At 67.3% G+C, this 15005-nt stretch carries 16 protein-coding genes; 9 read left to right on the top strand and 7 right to left on the bottom strand.

The annotated features are described in order from the left end of the window. The first annotated feature begins 173 nt into the window (after positions 1–173). From ABU113_RS03310 to ABU113_RS03275, 8 genes are all read left to right on the top strand, one after another. The gene (locus tag ABU113_RS03310) at positions 174–935 is read left to right on the top strand and encodes an SDR family NAD(P)-dependent oxidoreductase (protein WP_454558057.1); all 762 of its coding nucleotides are present in this window, start codon (positions 174–176) and stop codon (positions 933–935) included. A gap of 2 nt (positions 936–937) precedes the next feature. After that, the gene (locus ABU113_RS03305) at positions 938–1702 is read left to right on the top strand and encodes an SDR family NAD(P)-dependent oxidoreductase (protein ID WP_454558056.1); all 765 of its coding nucleotides are present in this window, start codon (positions 938–940) and stop codon (positions 1700–1702) included. A 50-nt stretch (positions 1703–1752) separates the two neighbouring features. After that, positions 1753–2775 (top strand): NADP-dependent oxidoreductase, encoded by a 1023-nt coding sequence (locus ABU113_RS03300; protein WP_454558055.1) that lies wholly within the window; start codon positions 1753–1755, stop codon positions 2773–2775. Between the two features lie 8 nt (positions 2776–2783). Next, positions 2784–3602: a ThuA domain-containing protein gene (locus tag ABU113_RS03295; protein WP_454558054.1), complete on the top strand. Its 819-nt coding sequence runs from the start codon at positions 2784–2786 to the stop codon at positions 3600–3602. Next, positions 3599–4330 (top strand): SDR family NAD(P)-dependent oxidoreductase, encoded by a 732-nt coding sequence (locus ABU113_RS03290; protein WP_454558053.1) that lies wholly within the window; start codon positions 3599–3601, stop codon positions 4328–4330. The genes ABU113_RS03295 and ABU113_RS03290 overlap by 4 nt, the downstream gene beginning before the upstream one ends. 29 nt (positions 4331–4359) lie before the next feature. Then, positions 4360–4737: a limonene-1,2-epoxide hydrolase family protein gene (locus tag ABU113_RS03285; protein ID WP_454558052.1), complete on the top strand. Its 378-nt coding sequence runs from the start codon at positions 4360–4362 to the stop codon at positions 4735–4737. 226 nt (positions 4738–4963) lie between these two features. Continuing rightward, positions 4964–6106, top strand: coding sequence for an acyl-CoA dehydrogenase family protein (locus ABU113_RS03280; RefSeq protein ID WP_454558051.1), 1143 nt, complete (start codon positions 4964–4966; stop codon positions 6104–6106). Between the two features lie 127 nt (positions 6107–6233). Further along, positions 6234–7628, top strand: a complete 1395-nt coding sequence (locus ABU113_RS03275) for a methyl-accepting chemotaxis protein (RefSeq protein ID WP_454558050.1) — start codon at positions 6234–6236, stop codon at positions 7626–7628. A 78-nt stretch (positions 7629–7706) separates the two neighbouring features. Here ABU113_RS03275 and ABU113_RS03270 read toward each other — a convergent pair whose 3' ends face one another. From ABU113_RS03270 to ABU113_RS03250, 5 genes are read right to left on the bottom strand one after another with little or no spacing between them, the layout of a single operon-like run. Beyond that, complete coding sequence (locus ABU113_RS03270) at positions 7707–8918, bottom strand: acyl-CoA dehydrogenase family protein (protein WP_454558049.1); 1212 nt, start codon at positions 8916–8918, stop codon at positions 7707–7709. Between the two features lie 11 nt (positions 8919–8929). After that, complete coding sequence (locus ABU113_RS03265; protein ID WP_454558048.1) at positions 8930–9670, bottom strand: ThuA domain-containing protein; 741 nt, start codon at positions 9668–9670, stop codon at positions 8930–8932. Next, positions 9670–10431 (bottom strand): SDR family NAD(P)-dependent oxidoreductase, encoded by a 762-nt coding sequence (locus tag ABU113_RS03260; protein WP_454558047.1) that lies wholly within the window; start codon positions 10429–10431, stop codon positions 9670–9672. The genes ABU113_RS03265 and ABU113_RS03260 overlap by 1 nt, the downstream gene beginning before the upstream one ends. A 29-nt stretch (positions 10432–10460) precedes the next feature. Beyond that, positions 10461–11603 carry a thiolase family protein gene (locus ABU113_RS03255; RefSeq protein ID WP_454558046.1) on the bottom strand — a complete coding sequence of 381 codons (1143 nt, stop codon included), beginning with the start codon at positions 11601–11603 and terminating at the stop codon, positions 10461–10463. Between the two features lie 13 nt (positions 11604–11616). Continuing rightward, a complete protein-coding gene (locus ABU113_RS03250; RefSeq protein ID WP_454558045.1) occupies positions 11617–12045 on the bottom strand; it encodes a Zn-ribbon domain-containing OB-fold protein in 429 nt (142 codons plus the stop codon). 227 nt (positions 12046–12272) lie between these two features. On the opposite strand from ABU113_RS03250, the gene ABU113_RS03245 reads away from it, so the two are divergent. Beyond that, entirely contained in the window at positions 12273–13037 is a 765-nt protein-coding gene (locus tag ABU113_RS03245) for an SDR family NAD(P)-dependent oxidoreductase (RefSeq protein WP_454558044.1), read from the top strand. A gap of 69 nt (positions 13038–13106) precedes the next feature. On the opposite strand, the gene ABU113_RS03240 is transcribed toward ABU113_RS03245, so the two are convergent. Together ABU113_RS03240 and ABU113_RS03235 are read right to left on the bottom strand one after the other, a co-directional pair. After that, positions 13107–13754, bottom strand: a complete 648-nt coding sequence (locus ABU113_RS03240; RefSeq protein WP_454558043.1) for a glutathione S-transferase family protein — start codon at positions 13752–13754, stop codon at positions 13107–13109. A 149-nt stretch (positions 13755–13903) separates the two neighbouring features. Then, positions 13904–14914: an NADP-dependent oxidoreductase gene (locus ABU113_RS03235; protein WP_454558042.1), complete on the bottom strand. Its 1011-nt coding sequence runs from the start codon at positions 14912–14914 to the stop codon at positions 13904–13906. Between the last annotated feature and the right edge of the window lie 91 nt (positions 14915–15005).

Here is a 15005-nt window from a genome sequence, read left to right as displayed (position 1 = left end):
CCGCCGCCTTGTTTGCATCGCTCGTTGCCGGACTTCCCACCACTAGGAATAGGTGACCGCCCGATCTTGGCAGGCCACACTCTAGCACAGCATTCGGAAAAACAAACCGGGTCGTCTGTTTTTTTCCGCACAATCACTGTGCGGCGATCATCACGAGGAGAGCGAGCCCCTTCATGCCGAGCCTGGACAGTAAAACCGCCATCGTCACCGGGGCCGGCTCCGGCATCGGCCGCGCCACCGCTCTCCGGCTGGCGCAGGCCGGCGCGCGCGTCTTCGCCACCGACTACAGTCTGGACGCGGCGCACGCCACCGCCGCCCTCTACGGCGGTCCGGCACTGGCGCTGGACGTCACCGACCCCGCCGCCTGGGATGCCGCCATCGCCGCCGTGGTCGCCGACGCCGGCCGGCTCGACGTCCTGGTCAACTGCGCCGGCATCCTGCTGGCCGGACCGATCGTCGAGGCCACGCTGGCGGATTTCGATCGCCTGAGCCGGGTGCATGTGGAAGGGCCGATGCTCGGCATGCAGCGCGCCATCGCCCAGATGCGCGCCCAGGCCAACGGTCAGCCCGCCCGCGGCGCCATCGTCAACATCTCCTCCCTCGCCGCCACCAGGCCCTTCCCCGACCTGCCGCTCTATTCGACGGTGAAGGCGGCGCTGTCCAACATGTCGCGGGCCATCGGCATCGAGGTCGGCCTGGATGGCGACTTCATCCGCGTCAACTGCGTCCACCCCGGCGTGGTGCGCACCGGCATGAGCGAGGGCCTGTTCGACGCCGCCACCTGGGACGACGCGGCCACCTTCGCGCACATTCCGCTCGGCGATTACGCCCGCCCGGAGGACATCGCCGAGGCGGCACTGTTCCTCGCCAGCGACGACGCCAAATTCATGACAAGCACCGCCGTCACTGTCGACGGCGGCTGGACACTGGTATGACCATGAGCACGCTTCAGGGACGCATCGCGCTGGTCACCGGCGCCACCTCGGGCATCGGCCGCGCCGCCGCCGTCCGGCTGGCCCGCGACGGCGCCACCATCATCGCAACCGGCCGCAACCAGGCGGAAGCCGAGCGAACGTTGGAGGCCATCCGCGCCGTCGGCGGCACCGGGCACTTCCAGGCCCAGGACATCACCGACGAGGCCGGCTGGATCGCCCTGACCAACTGGATCGAGGCCACGTTCGGCCGGCTGGACATCGCGGTCAACTGCGCCGGCGTGTTCTTCTCCAAGCCGCTGCCGGACACCAGCCTGGAGGATTTCCGCTGGATCTGGAACATCGACGTCAACGGCTGCTTCCTCGGCATCAAGCACGCCATGCGGCTGATGCAAAAGACCGGCTCGGCGGGCTCCATCATCAACATCTCGTCGCTGGCCGGCCTGATCGGGCTGGATGACTGCGCCGCCTATTGCGCCGCCAAGGCCGCCGTCACCCACCTGTCGAAGGCCGCCGCGCTGGAAGGCGCCAAGGCGTCGCCGCGCATCCGGGTCAACTCGCTCAATCCGGGCGTCATCATGACCGAGATGATCACCAAGTCCTACGGCGACACGCCCGAGACGCGCGCCTTCGCCATGCAGGGCAATGCGCTGCAGACGACGGGCGAGCCGGAGGATATCGCCGCCGGCGTCGCCTACCTTGCCGGGGACGCGTCCCGCTACGTCACCGGCTCGGTGCTGCTCATCGATGGCGGCCGCGGCGCCGACTGACCTTCAGACCCCGATCTTCTGACACCGATCTTCTGGCACTGGAAAACATCATGACCGTCAACCGTCGCTTTCTCCTCACCGCGCGCCCCAAAGGCGTGCCGAAACCTGCTGATTTCGCCTTCGTCAGCGAGCCGCTGCCGGACCTCGCCGAGGGCGAGATCCTGGTGCGCAACGCCTACGCCTCCATCGACCCCGCCATTCGCGGCTGGATGGATGACGCGCCGAGCTACATGCCGCCGATCCCGCTGGGCGCGCCGGTGCGCGCGACCACCATCGGCCGGGTCGCCGCCAGCCGGCACCCCGATTTCGCGGTGGGCGACCCGGTGATGGGCGTCAACGGCCTGGAGGATTATTCGGTCGCCACCGCCGGCGGTTTCACCAGCAAGATCGACCTCTCGGCGGTGCCGGAGCCAACCAACTTTCTCAGCGTCTATGGCGCCGTCGGCCTCACCGGCTATTTCGGCCTGCTGGAGGTCGGCCAGCCCAAGCCGGGCGAGACGGTGCTGGTCTCCGGCGCGGCGGGCGCCGTCGGCTCGGTGGTCGGCCAGATCGCCAGGATCAAGGGCTGCCGCGCGGTCGGCATCGCCGGCGGGGCGGCCAAATGCCAGCGGCTGATCGACGAGTTCGGCTTCGATGCGGCGATCGACTATCGCGGCAAGGATCTGGCGGCGATGACCGCCGCCATCGCCGAGGCCTGCCCCGGCGGTGTCGACGTGTTTTTCGACAATGTCGGCGGTCTCATTCTCGATGCCACCCTGCCCAATATCAACCACCGCGCCCGGCTGGCGCTGTGCGGCATGATTTCCCAGTACAACGCCACCGGGCCGGTGCCCGGCCCCACCAACCTGTGGTTCCTGATCGCCCGTGTCGCCCGCATGGAAGGCCTGCTGGTCAGCGAATATATCGACCGCTGGAGCGAGGGCGCGGCGGAAATGGCCCGGTGGATCGCCGAAGGCAAGCTGGTCTTCCGCGAGCAGATCGAGGAAGGGCTGGAGAACGCGCTACCGGTGTTCCTCAAGCTGTTCGAGGGTACCAACGACGGCAAGCTGATCCTGAAGATCAGCGACCTCTAGGCGCGGTCATGACCGCGCAGGTTCTCGTCGTCACCAAGGGCCACCCGTTCGACCGCAATGCGTTCTTCGGCATGCTGGAGGCGATGCCGGACTACAGCTTCACCCATGTCGAGCACCCGGCGGCGCAGGTCTTCTTCTCGCCGGAAATGATGGCGCCCTACGACGCGGTGCTGCTCTATGACATGCCCGGCTACGCCTTCAAGGTACCCGACGGCGTCGACCTTATCGAGCCGCCCGCCAGCTACCGCCAGGGCTTCCAGCGCCTGCTGGAAGCCGGCACCGGCATCGTCGCCCTGCATCACGCGCTGGCCGGCTGGGCGGCCTGGCCGGACTATGGCGAGTGGCTGGGCGGGCGTTTCCTCTACCAGCCGGCGACGGTGCGCGGACAGGCCCGCCTCGACTCCGGCTATCGCCATGACGTCGCCTTCACGGCACAGGTCGTCGGCGACCACCCGGTGACCGCCGGTGTCGACGCGCGCTTCCCGCTGGTCGACGAGCTGTATCTGGCGGAAATCTTCGAGGACTCGGTGGTGCCGCTGCTGCGCGCCGATCATGCGTTCGTGGCCGGCAACTTCTATTCCGCCGATCAGGCGATCCATGGCCGGATGTACAGCAACGACGGCTGGCCCCACCCGGAGGGCAGCACGCTGATCGGCTGGGTGAAGCATGCCATCAACAGCCCGCTGGCCTATCTCCAGTGCGGCGATGGCCCCAGCGCCTACGACAATCCGCAGGTCCGCCGGCTGATCGCCAACGCGCTCGATTGGGTGCGCACGCCGGACGCCCGCCGCTGGGCGCGCGACCGCAACCGGGAGACTCGGCCATGAAGCGTTACGGACTGGACGGCCGGCGCGCCATCATCACCGGCGCTGCCTCCGGCATCGGGCTGGCTGCCACCACCCGCCTGCGCGACGAAGGCTGCCGGGTGCTGGCGGTCGACCTGCAACCGACGCCGCTCGACGGCATTGAAGTGCTGGTACAGGACGTGGCGGCACCCGAGGCGGCCGCGCGCATCGTCGCCGAGGCCGAGAGTCGGCTGGGCGGGCTCGACATCCTGTTCAACAACGCCGGCGTGTCGGCCTTCATGGAACTGGAGGGGCACAGCGACGACCTCTGGGACCGCAACCTCGCGGTCAACGTCACCGCGCTGTTCCGGCTGAGCCGGGCGGCCGCCCCGCTGCTGAAGCAATCGCCGGCCGGTCGCATCATCAACACCGGCTCGGTGATGTCCAGCTTCGGCGCCGCCGGCATGGTCGCCTACGCAGCGTCGAAGCACGCCGTGCTCGGCGTCACCAAGGCGCTGGCCGCCGAGCTGGGGCCGGCGGGCATCACCGTCAACGCCATCCAGCCCGGCGCCATCCTCACCGGCATCACCGGGCCGACCTTCGAGCAGATGCCGGAGTTCCGCACCTACTGGGAGAACAAGGCGGCGCTGCGCCGCATCGGCCGGCCGGAGGAGATCGCCTCGGTGGTCGCCTTCCTGTGCAGTGATGACGCCAGTTTCGTTTCAGGCCATGGTATCCTCATCGACGGTGGCGCCGTGCAGCAGGCCTGAGCGGCGCCGACAACAAGGGGAGATGCGCCATGAACAGCCGTGACGTCGTGCTGGCCTTTATCGATGCCTGGAACCGCGTGGACATGGAGGGCGTCTATGCCCTGATGGCGCCCGATATCGTCTATCACAACATCCCCATGCCGCCAGCTACCGGGCTCGACGCCGCGAAGGCCGTCATCGCCAGTTTCCCGCCCTTCAATGCCTGCGAGTGGATCGTCCACCACATCGCCGAGGCGGGCAACGTGGTGCTGACGGAACGCACCGACCGCTTCCGCATTGGTGACACCTGGATCGCCCTGCCGGTCATGGGCACGTTCGAGGTCAAGGATGGCCGCATCAAGGCCTGGCGCGACTACTTCGACCTCCAGCAGTTCATGAGCCAGATCCCGGCGCCTCCCGCCGCCTGAGCCCGGCGCTGGCCCGTCGCCAGCCTGTCAAAATACAGCGTGACGCGCGCCCCGCCCGAGGGGGTAGGACATTGGCAAGTCAGCGACAATGTCGGGGGCAGCCATGGATCACCCACTGGGCGTTCGTCACATCTTCGACCCGGAAATCCCGGCCGCTCCCGCACGACCGGCACTGACCACCGGACACAAGTCCCCGGCGTCAGCCGTCAATGCGTAAGGCTGTGTGATGAATTTCGACCTCACCGAAGACCAGACCCTGCTCAAAGCCAGCATCGAGCGCTTCCTGGAGGATCACTACGATCTGGAAAAGCGCCGGCGTTATCTCGCCGAGCCGGGTGGCTTCAGTGCCGGCAACTGGCGGCTGCTGGCGGAACTCGGCATCCTGGCCCTGCCCTTCCCGGCCGATGACGGTGGGCTGGACGGCAGCTTCACCGACCTGATGGTGGTGATGGAGGCCATGGGCCGCGGCCTGCTGGTGGAGCCGTTCATCACCACGGTGGTGTTCGCCGGCGGCCTGCTGCGCCGGCTGGCGGCCGACCCGCGCCGCGTCGACCTGGCGGGCCGGATCATCGGCGGTGACTTGCGCCTGGCGGTCGCCCATGCCGAGCGGACCGGTCGCTTCAACCTCGCCCATGTCGCCACCACCGCCCGGCGTACCAGTGACGGCTGGACGCTCGATGGCCAGAAGACGCTGGTGCTGCACGCCGAGACCGCCGATGCCCTGCTGGTGCTCGCCCGTACCAGTGGCGCCACCGACGCCACGGACGGCCTGTCACTGTTCCTGGTACCGGCCGACACGCCGGGGCTTGGCTGGCGGCATTATCGCACCGCCGATGGCCAGAGCGCCTCGGAGGTCGATTTCCATGGCACAGCCTTGCCGTCAACGGCGCTGCTAGGCCCGGAAGGCGACGCCTGGGTGGCGTTCGAGGACAGTGTGACGGAAACCAGCCTCGCCCTGTGCGGGGAGGCGATCGGCCTGATGTCGGCGCTGTTCGACGCCACGCTGGACTACGTCAAGACCCGCAACCAGTTCGGCCAGGCGATTGGCGCCTTCCAGGCCGTCCAGCACCGCATGGCCGACGGCTATGTCGGGCTCGAACAGTCGCGCGGTCTGCTCTACAAGGCCGTGATGACCGATTCCGCCGAGGTTGGTCGCGCCGCCTGGATGCGGACCGTCGCCGGCACCAAGGCGTTCATCAGCGAGGCCGGTCTCAAGCTCGGCCACGAGGCGATCCAGCTCCATGGCGGCATGGGCACCACCGACGAGCTGGTGGTCAGCCATCTGCACAAGCGCATGGTGATGATTGCCACCCTGTTTGGCGACGCCGCCTGCCAGATCGAACGCTACAACGCGCTCGCCACCGCCTGACCGGCAACCCGGTTTCTCACGCCAGGGCGTGACGTCACCGTATTGTCAAATTGGTTCACCATCTCTTTACCATCACCGCCCTATGCCGATGCGGGAACACCCGCGCGAATCATAAGGGGGGATAACAATGAGTGGTGCCGCCGCACTTCAGGCGCTTGTCGCCGACACCTTCGAAGCCGGTCAGTCGGACCCGACGCTCGACATGCATTATGTGGATGCGCTGCGGTGCATCCAGGGGCTGCTGGCCGGCGACCTGAAGATCAGGCCGGAACATCGGGATGGCCCGCTGGCCGAGGCTCTGCAGCAGCTTTGCGAAAAGCTGCATGATGATGCCCAGCACAACACCGACCATATCGTCGATGTCTGCATCCACGCCAACAACACGACCATCGCCACTGCCCGGCTGCTGAGCGCGTCTTCGGAAGTATCCGGCCAAACCCAGACCATGGCGGCGGCGGTGGAGGAAATGGTCGCGTCCATCGGCGAGATCAACCGCAACTGCCAGACCGCCGCCGAGGAGGCGAGCGAGGTCCAGGAAGCGACCAAGGTCGGCGTCGCCGAGACTGGCCAGGCGGTCACCGCCATGGAGAAGATCGTCGAGGCCTTCACGGTGACGCGGGAGCGCGTCGAGACGCTGGGCAAGGCTACCGCCCAGATCGGCGACATTGTCCGCTCGATCGAGGTCATCGCCGCCCAGACCCGGCTGCTGGCGCTCAACGCCACCATCGAGGCCTCGCGCGCCGGTGAAGCCGGTCGCGGCTTCGCGGTCGTCGCCGGCGAGGTGAAGAACCTTGCCCAGCAGGCTTCCGGCGCTGCGGAAGAGATCAAGACCCGTATCGGCGAGCTGTGCAAGGACGTCAACGACATCGTCGGCAGTATCGGTGCCGTCAGCCAGTACAGCGAGGAAGGTTTCGCGCTGGTGACCGATGTCGGCGAACGCATCCAGGCCATCGGCCAGCGGGTGGAGGCGATGACCGACCGCATCGGCGATATCGCCGACATCGTCGAGCAACAGAATCAGGCGGCGGCTGAGGTCTCCGGCGGTGTCTACACCATCGTCGAGAAGACGCGGCAGAATCTCGAACAATCGGAAGCCATGGTCACCGCCATGGAGCAACTTGAAGCCGGCATCGGCCCGCAGTTGCGCGCCATCAGCAAGCTGACCTTCGAGGGCAAGATCATCCGGCTGGCCAAGGCCGACCATGTGATGTGGAAAAAGCGCCTGGTCGCCATGTGGAACGGCAGGCTGAAGCTCAACGCCGATGAACTGTCCGACCATCGTCATTGTCGGCTGGGCAAGTGGTACTACAGCGACGCCGCCGCGCCCTACCGGTGCAGCCACGCTTTCGCTGAACTGGAAGGCCCGCATGCCCTGGTCCACAGGCACGGCAAGGAGGCCGCCCGTCTGTACGCCGAGGGGCGCGAGGAGGAAGCGCTGGCCGAGATCAATAAGGTCGAGGTCGCATCCGAGGATGTGGTGCGTCTGCTGGAAGAACTCAACAAGGTCGAGGTCGCCAACTGACCTGGGGGCCATGCCCATTCAGCAAGCCGCCCGGCTTCACACCGGGCGGCTTTCGCATTCCTGTCCTCATACCCCGGATCAGAGCCCGAGCACGGTCTTGGCGATGATGCTTTTCTGCACCTCGTTGGTGCCGCCGAAAATCGTCCAGGCCCGGCTGTTGAGATAGGCCGGCATGGCCAGCTGCGCGTCCGGATCGCCAATGGCTTCCGGCCGGTCATTGCCGTAGAGCGGCCGCCGGGTTTCCAGTTGCAGCGCGTCGTAACCGAACACGTCGAGGCGGAACTGGTCGATTGCCTGATGCAGGTTGGAGGCCAGCAGCTTGACCACCGAGGTCTGCGGCCCCGGCCGCCGGCCCTGCGCCATCTCGCCGAGGATGCGCATCTCGATCATCTCGAAGGCCGAAAGTTCCAGCTCAAGGCGGGCCGCCTTGGCGGCGAACGCCGGATCGTCGGTCAGCGGCACGCCCGGTCGGCTGCTCGGGCGACCGGTCGCCGAGGCGCGGATGCTCTCGAACTGGGCGATCAGTCCCGGCGCGTGCCAGGCGCCGCCGCGCTCGTTCTCCAGCAGGAACTTGGCGATATCCCACCCCTGCCCCTCGGCACCGACGCGATGGGCGACCGGCACCTTCACATTGTCGAGGAACACCTGATTGACATCGTGGTCACCAGCCATGGTGATGATCGGCCGCACCTCGATGCCGGGCTGGTTCATGTCGATCAGCAGGAAGGTGATGCCCCGCTGCGGCTTCACCGTGGTATCGGTCTTGACCAGGCAGAACAGCCAGTTGGCGTGATGCGCGTGGGTGGTCCAGATCTTGGTGCCATTGACCACATAGTGGTCGCCCTGCAGTTCAGCCCGCGTCTTCAGGCTGGCCAGATCCGACCCCGACCCCGGCTCCGAGAAGCCCTGGCACCAGTAGTCGTCGCCCGACAGGATGCGCGGCAGGAAATGCGCCTTCTGTTCGGGCGTGCCGAAGGTGTAGATGACCGGCGCCACCAGCTTCATGCTGAGCGCGACCAGCGTCGGCGCGCCGGCGCGCGCGCACTCGCTCTCGAAAATATAACGCTGCACCGGCGACCAGCCGGTACCACCGACCTCGACCGGCCACTGGTAGGCAAGCCACCCCCTGGCGTGGAGAATACGCTGCCATTCGAGATTGACGTCCTTCTCGACGAACACGCTGGTGGTGTTGTGGGTGGCGACCCGCAACTGATCGGGCAGGTTGTCGCGCAGGAAGGCCCGCACCTCGTCACGAAAGGCCAGTTCCTCGGCGGAGAAGGACATATCCATGGGCGTTACTCTCAGAACTCCTGCAACGCCCAGCGGATGCCACGGCGCAGCAGATCGTAGTACACAGGGTAATTCCAGGCACACCGCTCGGGGTGCGGGTAATAGGGCACCAGGGTAGGCAGGTCATAATGACCCCGGCAATGACCCAGGGTGATGTAGAGCACCGCGCCCTGGCCGAAATCGCGCAGATAGAAAAGCGGCACGTCATCGGTGTCCCACTGGGCATCGACGAAGCCGGTCGCCTCTCCCTTGAAACGGGTCTTCATCAGCGTGCGGATCGGCCCGAACGGCTTGGACAGGTAGAGCTCGTCCACCACCTCGAAATCATCGATGCCCTGGGTCAGCGGGTGGGCCTTGTCCACCACCTCGACCTTGAACGGGCCGATCGGCGGGTGGGCCTTGAACTGGGTGCCCAGCAGCTCCATGAACGGGTTGTTCTCCTCCGGCGCGTCCACCAAACCATTGGCCAGGAAGCGCAGGATGGAGTTGGTGCCGTGCAGCGCGAACCAGCGCTTGCCGCTGGCGACATAATCTCGCAGCACCTGGGTCTGTTCGGCCGTCGGCACCACGTCGCAGGTATAGGAAATCAGGAAATCGCTGGCCGCGATCGCCGCGGTGTCGGCATAGTCCGGCGCCACGATGGTGCGGATATAGTCGTGCTCGGCCAGCAGCTTCAGCACCTCCAGCCGGGCAAAGTCGATGTCGTGATACTTGCCCGAGGCGACGAAATAGACCGTCTTGCGACTGGCCATCAGAACTGCACCCGCTTGGTGAAGCCGCCATCGACCACCAGGTTGACGCCGGTGATCCAGCTTGAAGCCTCGCCGGCCAGGAAGGCGACCGCGCTGGCCACTTCCTCCGGTGTGCCCATGCGGCCGTTGGGCTGCTGGGCGAGCGTTGCCTTGTAGAGGTCGGGCATTTCGGACTCGATCCACGCCCAGGCGCCGCCGGCGAAATAGATCGGGCCCGGCGACACCGTGTTGACCCGGATGTTCTTGGCCGCCAGCGCCTGGCTCAGCTGCTTGGCGTAAGTGATGAGCGCGGCCTTGATGGCGTTGTAGGCCTGGGGCGCGATGAAGGTCTCGATGGCGGCGGTGGAGGAGATCAGCACGATCGAGCCGCCGCCCTGCTTTTCCATCAGCGCGCTGGCGGCCTCGACACCGCGCACCGTCGGCATCAGGTCATAGTCGAAGTTCTTCTGCCAGGAGGCATCGCCCTCCATGCCGCCGCCGGCCGAGACGTTGGAGACGAACACGTCCAGCCCGCCCAGCGCGTCGCTGGCGGCGTTGATCCAGCCCAGCAGCGCGTCCTTGTCGCCAACATCGACGGTCTGGCCGAATGCCTTGACACCCCTGGCCTCCAGCGCCTTGACGGTGGCGGCGACTTCCTCGGCGTTGCGGGCGCATATGCCGACGTTGGCGCCCTCGTCGGCCAGCAGATCGGCGATGCGGCGGCCGATGCCCTTGGTGGAGCCAGTGACCAGCGCGGTCTTGCCCTTCAGTTTCAGGTCCATGATGTTCGTCCTCCCTCAGGCCGTTCGTTTCAGCGTTCCAATATGGTGACGCCGGAGATGCCCGGCGCGCCATAGACATGACTATAGGCGATGCGCGGCGTGCCCGGCACCTGGCGGGCACCGCCGGCGCCGCGCAGCTGCACCACGTTCTCATAGACCTGGCGCAGACCCGACGCGCCAATCGGCTCACCGCAGGCCAGACAGCCGCCATCGGTATTGACCGGCAGGCGCCCGCCGATCCACGTCGCCCGCTCCGTCAGCCACTTTTCCTGGTCGCCATCGGCGCAGAAGCCGTTTTCCGCCATGTGCATGATCTCGGCACCCGACTCGGTGTCCTGCAGCTGGGCGACATCGACATCCTCCGGACCGACGCCCGCGGCCTCGAACGCCGCCCGCGAGGCGATCGGCGTCGCGCCCAGCCCGCGCTCGACGTCGATCGACGGCGCGAACACCTCGAACGAGCCCTGCTGGCGCGAGCGGACGATCGCCGCCTTCAGCCGCACCAGCGGCACGCCCAGCGCCCTGGCGCGCTGCTCCGAGGCGAGAAGCAGCGCCACGCCGCCCTCGGCGGGCGAGCAGAACATGAACTTGGTCAGCGGGTCATTGACCATCTGGCTGTTGAGAATGGTGTCGACGTCCACCGGCTGCTTGCGCCAGCTGTGCGGCGCCAGCGCGCCATTGTGGAACGCCTTCTCGGCCACCAGCGCCAGGCTCTGGCGGGAAATGCCGTGCAGCGCCATGTAGCGCTGAATCTTGGCGGCGAAGAATTGGGTCGTCAGCATGAAGCCGGTGTCGCCATACCATTGCGGCAGGCCCCAGTCGGCCGGATTGGGGTCGAAACTGCCGCGCGGATGCTTGTCGAAGCCCACCGCCATGGCGACCTCGAACTCGCCCGACTTGATGGCCGAATAGGCGCCGAACAGCGCGCTGCCGCCGGTGGCGCAGCCATTGGCGACGTTGATGAACTGCAAACCGGTCAGGCCGAGATGGTTGACCATGATGTCGGCCTTGCCGGAAGCATCCGAACCGCCATAGGCGCAGTTGACATCGGCCCAGTCGAGACCGGCATCGGCGAGTGCCTGGCGGGCGGCGAACACCCCCTGTTCCAGCCCGCTGACGCCCTCGGTGCGTCCGAAGGGGTGAATGCCGATGCCGACGATGCATACGTCCATGGGTCTTGTCCTGTCAGGTGGCGGGGCGGAAGGCGTAAGTGAACACCTCGACACCCTCGGCGGTGGTCTTGAACGGCACGATCGTCAGCTCCATCGGCTGGCCGATGCGCAGGGTCTCCGGGTCGACGTCCACCAGCCGGCTCTCGACGATCACCTCGCCCGGCAGCTCGACATAGCCCAGCGCATAGGGGCGGAAGGTCTCCGGCGTCTCCGGCCCGGCATAGGGCGGCGACTTGGGCAGGAAGCGCTGCACGGTCCACGACCACAAGGTGCCCTGTCGACCGAGCGCCACTGCCTCGTAGCGGGCCGCCTCGTTGCCGGTGGGCATGGGAAAGACGATCCGGCCGGTCTCGCGGTTACGCCCGCCGATCAGGCGCGGCTCGGCCGCCGGCCAGGTGAAGAGGCCCTCGGCGATGGGGCGCTGTTGCGACGTGCTAGACATGGCGCGATCCTGCGTTACTTCCACGCTTCCGAGATAAGCCCCGGGGCGCGCACCGCCCACTGTCAAATCCACTAAGACGACCGGTTGCCGCTCGTCCCGGGCGCCCTATTCTTTTTGGCCGATAGGCGCGCCGCCGCCCGTCGGGCAGGTTGCGGACCGGACAGACAAGCCGATGCGCACGGCCGCCACCGGCGGCACCATCGCCAGAACCTTGAGGGGAGAGCAACATGAAGGGATTGAACGGCAAGGTCGCGCTGGTCACCGGCGCGGCATCCGCGGGCGGCCTGGGTTTCGCCACCGCCCAGCGGCTGGCGCAGGAAGGCGCCCGCCTGATGCTGACCGATCTCGATGTCGCCGGCGTCGAGGCCCGGGCCGCCGAGCTGCGCGCGGCCGGCCACCAGGCCGCCGCCATGGCGCAGGACGTTACCGATGAAGCGCAATGGGCGGCGGTAATCGACGCCACCGTCAGCCAGTTCGGCAGCCTCGACATTCTGGTCAACAACGCCGGCATCGCGGTGCTGCGGATGATGGACGTGGTCACCGCCGCCGACTGGCACAAGCAGATCGACGTCAACCTCACCAGCGTGTTCTACGGCTGCCGGGCAGGACTGGCCCAGATGCGCAAGCAGGGTCGCGGCGGCTCGATCATCAACCTGTCGTCGGTCGCCGGCCTGATCGGCGTGCCGGGCACCGCCGCCTACTCCGCGAGCAAGGGCGGCATCCGGCTGATGACCAAGACCATCGCCATGGAAAGCGCGCGCGAACACATCCGCGTCAACTCGGTGCACCCGGGCTCGATCTGGACCGACATGCAGAAGGTCGCCATGCGCGACAATCCGGAACAGTTCGACATCATCAAGCAGGCGATTCCGATGGGCGATCTGGGCCAGCCGGAGGACATCGGCGCCATGATCGCCTTCCTCGCCTCCGACGATGCCAAGTACATCACCGGCGCGGAATTCGTCGTCGATGGCGGCCTGACGGCTCAATAGCCCTGGCGATCGGCGTTCACGACAAGGGGCGGCCCCACCGGGGTCGCCCCTTTGCCCTACCGTCGCCTGTCAGAAGCCCACCGCCGCCAGCGCCGCCTTCATCTCGGCCAGAATGCCAGCAGCCACCGGATTGGCCTGCACCGCCTGCCAGTAGGCGGCGACCTTCGGCCGGCCGGCGAAACTGTCGGCCGGACCACCGAACATCGGCGGTACTTTCTCGACGAACAGCAGGATCGGCACCAGCGCGCAATCAGCCAGGGTCAGCGTGTCGCCCTGCGCGCACGGCCCCGGCTGGATGAAGGCCTCCAGCTTGTCGAGCCCGGCCAGGCTGTCGGCGACCGCCGTGGCGATGGCCGCCGGGTCGCGGGTGGCCGGATCGAGGTTGCGGAAGATCGGCAGCATCGGGTTCATCACGTAGATGTCCGCCACCCGCGACAGCAGCCGGTTACGGGCACGCGCTTCCGGGTCGGCGGGGCGCAGCGCCGGCGTCGGGTGCAGATCGTCGAGATATTCGCAGATCACCTCCGACTCCGGCAGCACCCGGCCGTCGATCTCCAGCGAGGGGATTTTACCCAGCGGGTTGACCTTGCGATATTCCTCCGACCCGAAACCACCCGGCGGTGGCGTCATCGGCAGATCGAGCCCCTTCAGGCGCGCGGCCATGGCCACGCGCATGACAAATGGCGACAGCGGCAATCCGTAAAAAACCAGCGACATGCGTCTCCCCCTACTCTGGCCCCACAGGGCCCATGGCTGTCACAGCCCGCGATCCCGACGGGCATCGGCGCGGATGATGGCGCAGGCCCGGCACGGGCGCAATCGCCGCCCGGGCGAGCCCCCCATCGTGGCGATGGCGGGTTCGGACCTCAGGCCGGCTCGGCCAGCTGCAGCAGCTGCTTGCCGAAATTGGCGCCCTCGAACAGTCGCATCAACGTGCGCGGGGCGTTCTCGAAGCCGTGCTGGATGTCCTCGCGGTATTGCAGCCGACCGTCGGCGATAAAGCCAGCCAGCCGGCGCCGGATGGCGGGAAACTCGGCGGCCCAGTCGAGCACGATGAAGCCGCGCATGGTGGCGCGGCGGAACACCAGGTTGAAATAATTCTCCGGCCCGGCCGGCATCCGCCCGGTCTGATAGCGGGAGATGCCGCCGCAGATCACCACCCGGGCGCCGGTGGCGATGTGCGCCAGCATGTCGTTGAGGATGGCACCGCCGACATTGTCGTAAACCACGTCGGCGCCGCCAGGCAGCAGTGCCTTGAGACGGGGACGGATCGGGCCGGCCTTGTAGTCAATGGCGGCGTCATAGCCCAGCTCCCCGGTCAGCCAGGCGCACTTGTCGGCGCCACCGGCGATGCCGACCACCCGACAGCCAGCCAGGCGGGCCAGCTGCCCGACCACCGACCCGGTGGCGCCCGCCGCCCCCGACACTAGAACCGTATCGCCAGCGATAGGCTCGCCGAGCTTGAACAGGCCGCAATAGGCGGTAAGGCCGGTCAGCCCCAGCACCCCCAGCATCGCCGTCGGCGGCACGCCCGGCAGCACCGGATCAACGTCGCGACCGTCGCTCAGGGCAAATTCCTGCCAGCCGAACTGGCCTGCCACCAGGGCGCCCTCCGCAAAATCGGGATGACGGGAGCGCACCACCTGACCGACGCCGGAGCCACGCATGACATCGCCCAGCGCCATCGGCGCCACATAATCGGCGACGTTCTCCATCCAGCCCTTCTGCGCGGGGTCGAAGCCGAGCCACAGCAGCCGCACCAGAAACTGGCCGTCCGCCGGTTCCGGCACCGGGACCGCGCGCAGCGCCCAGTCGTCCTCCTTGAGTGGCCGCCCGGTCGGGCGATCCGCCAGCACCCATTGCCGCATCGTCGCCATGCCTTTCCTCTCCTCCACCGGACTCCTGAGCGCCCGCACCATAGGCGCGGCATGTCAGCGCGCCGCCTGCCAAAGCCGACAGGGCGGGGTC

It is taken from the genome of Parapedomonas caeni, from assembly GCF_041060555.1.
Taxonomy (GTDB): domain Bacteria; phylum Pseudomonadota; class Alphaproteobacteria; order Sphingomonadales; family Sphingomonadaceae; genus CAUJIW01.
This window is presented reverse-complemented; position numbering and strand designations above follow the sequence as displayed.

What these genes read in the sequence shown, in the direction of transcription:
- ABU113_RS03285 (WP_454558052.1), top strand. Translation starts at nt 4,360, where the DNA reads ATGAACAGCCGTGACGTCGTGCTGGCCTTTATCGATGCCTGGAACCGC.
- ABU113_RS03250 (WP_454558045.1), bottom strand. Translation starts at nt 12,045, where the DNA reads ATGTCTAGCACGTCGCAACAGCGCCCCATCGCCGAGGGCCTCTTCACC.
- ABU113_RS03295 (WP_454558054.1), top strand. Translation starts at nt 2,784, where the DNA reads ATGACCGCGCAGGTTCTCGTCGTCACCAAGGGCCACCCGTTCGACCGC.
- ABU113_RS03305 (WP_454558056.1), top strand. Translation starts at nt 938, where the DNA reads ATGAGCACGCTTCAGGGACGCATCGCGCTGGTCACCGGCGCCACCTCG.
- ABU113_RS03310 (WP_454558057.1), top strand. Translation starts at nt 174, where the DNA reads ATGCCGAGCCTGGACAGTAAAACCGCCATCGTCACCGGGGCCGGCTCC.
- ABU113_RS03240 (WP_454558043.1), bottom strand. Translation starts at nt 13,754, where the DNA reads ATGTCGCTGGTTTTTTACGGATTGCCGCTGTCGCCATTTGTCATGCGC.
- ABU113_RS03290 (WP_454558053.1), top strand. Translation starts at nt 3,599, where the DNA reads ATGAAGCGTTACGGACTGGACGGCCGGCGCGCCATCATCACCGGCGCT.
- ABU113_RS03300 (WP_454558055.1), top strand. Translation starts at nt 1,753, where the DNA reads ATGACCGTCAACCGTCGCTTTCTCCTCACCGCGCGCCCCAAAGGCGTG.
- ABU113_RS03245 (WP_454558044.1), top strand. Translation starts at nt 12,273, where the DNA reads ATGAAGGGATTGAACGGCAAGGTCGCGCTGGTCACCGGCGCGGCATCC.
- ABU113_RS03260 (WP_454558047.1), bottom strand. Translation starts at nt 10,431, where the DNA reads ATGGACCTGAAACTGAAGGGCAAGACCGCGCTGGTCACTGGCTCCACC.
- ABU113_RS03280 (WP_454558051.1), top strand. Translation starts at nt 4,964, where the DNA reads ATGAATTTCGACCTCACCGAAGACCAGACCCTGCTCAAAGCCAGCATC.
- ABU113_RS03270 (WP_454558049.1), bottom strand. Translation starts at nt 8,918, where the DNA reads ATGGATATGTCCTTCTCCGCCGAGGAACTGGCCTTTCGTGACGAGGTG.
- ABU113_RS03265 (WP_454558048.1), bottom strand. Translation starts at nt 9,670, where the DNA reads ATGGCCAGTCGCAAGACGGTCTATTTCGTCGCCTCGGGCAAGTATCAC.
- ABU113_RS03235 (WP_454558042.1), bottom strand. Translation starts at nt 14,914, where the DNA reads ATGGCGACGATGCGGCAATGGGTGCTGGCGGATCGCCCGACCGGGCGG.
- ABU113_RS03255 (WP_454558046.1), bottom strand. Translation starts at nt 11,603, where the DNA reads ATGGACGTATGCATCGTCGGCATCGGCATTCACCCCTTCGGACGCACC.
- ABU113_RS03275 (WP_454558050.1), top strand. Translation starts at nt 6,234, where the DNA reads ATGAGTGGTGCCGCCGCACTTCAGGCGCTTGTCGCCGACACCTTCGAA.